This is a genomic window from Gammaproteobacteria bacterium, assembly GCA_003696665.1.
GTDB lineage: Bacteria > Pseudomonadota > Gammaproteobacteria > Enterobacterales.
Genome location: RFGJ01000310.1, coordinates 1 through 1528 on the forward strand (window position 1 = coordinate 1; position 1528 = coordinate 1528).

The window sequence follows — 1528 nt, forward strand, 5'->3', positions numbered from 1 at the left end:
CCAAGGCCGATGACGAGCGGTGAGCCCTCGCGTGCGACAATCAAAGTGTTTGGCTCGGTCTTATCGATTACCGCGATGGCATAAGCCCCTTGCAGTTGTGATAAGGCGCGTCGAACAGCGCCCAGCAAGTCTGTTTCGTGGTTTAATTCATGGTGTATTAAATGGGCGATGACTTCCGTGTCGGTCTCCGACTGAAACTGGTAGCCCAGCTGTTTCAGTCGTTCCCGCACGTCGTGATGGTTTTCAATAATCCCGTTGTGCACAATGGCAATACGATCTTCAGACAGGTGAGGGTGCGCGTTTTCTTCGGTTGGTTGACCGTGTGTCGCCCAACGGGTGTGCGCAATCCCAAGGCCCCCCTTGGGGGCTTGCTGTTTGACAGCTTCTGCCAACGCGGCCACTTTGCCGACCCGCCGGATGTGTTGAATTGCACCTTCAGAAGACAACACCGCCATCCCAGCACTGTCGTATCCCCGATATTCAAGCGTTTTTAATCCTTCGATTAGAATTTTCGCCACATCTCGTTGCGCGATGGCTGCCACAATTCCACACATTTTTATTGACTTCCTTCTTGTTTCTTTTGCTTCGTTGGGCGTTGCCAACCTTCAATATGCTTTTGCCGAACGCGGCTGACCACCAGAACGCCATTCGGGACATCCTGTGTGACCGTAGTGCCTGCACCGATCGTTGCTCCTTCGCCCACTGTGACTGGTGCAACCAATTGTGTGTCAGACCCCACAAAGACATCATCCTGCAAAACTGTTTGGTGTTTATTCGCACCGTCATAATTGCAGGTGATGGTCCCAGCGCCAATGTTGACGTTCCGTCCAATGACCGCATCGCCAAGGTAGGCAAGATGCCCTGCCTTGGAGCCTTCGCCAACCACTGACTTCTTCACCTCAACAAAGTTCCCAATCGCGGCCCCGGTTTTTACGGTGGTGTCGGGCCGAATTCGCGCAAACGGCCCGATGGAAACCCTAGCCTCAATCACCGCACCGTCGATCACTGTGTGGGGCTTGATTTCGCTTCCAGCGCCGATATGTGTGTTCCTCACGACAGAATAGGCGCCAATCTTAACCCCATCTTCTAACGTGACATTGCCCTCGAGGATGACACCGACATCGATCACGACATCTTGGCCACATGACACCTGGCCACGAATGTCGATTCGATCGGCATCAATCACTGTCACGCCTTCGGACATCAAACGCTCCGCGAGGCGACGCTGGTAGGCACGCTCAATAACCGCCTGCTGCATTCGGTTGTTCACGCCTTCCGCCTCGATCGGTTCAGGGCAGGTGTGGGTTCGCACAGGAGTGCCTTCAGCGACTGCCATGCCAATCACGTCGGTCAGATAATATTCACCTTGGGCGTTGTTGTTGGACAATTGCGCAAGCCAACGCGTCAAATCGCTCGCCATCGCCGTGATGATGCCGGTGTTCACTTCGCAAATTTTCCGTAACTCGGCGTCCGCATCCTTATGTTCCACGATGCGCTCAACGTGTCCATTACCATCGCGGACAATGCG

General features: G+C 54.3%; 2 protein-coding genes. Both read right to left on the reverse strand.

The window, feature by feature from the left end:
* Window positions 1–554, reverse strand: a 554-nt coding sequence (locus tag D6694_08375) for a glutamine--fructose-6-phosphate aminotransferase (GenBank protein RMH42073.1), incomplete at its 3' end; no start/stop codon positions are given.
* Window positions 555–556: 2 nt separating this feature from the next.
* A partial coding sequence (gene glmU, locus D6694_08380) for a UDP-N-acetylglucosamine diphosphorylase/glucosamine-1-phosphate N-acetyltransferase (protein RMH42074.1) occupies window positions 557–1528 on the reverse strand: 972 nt, incomplete at its 5' end.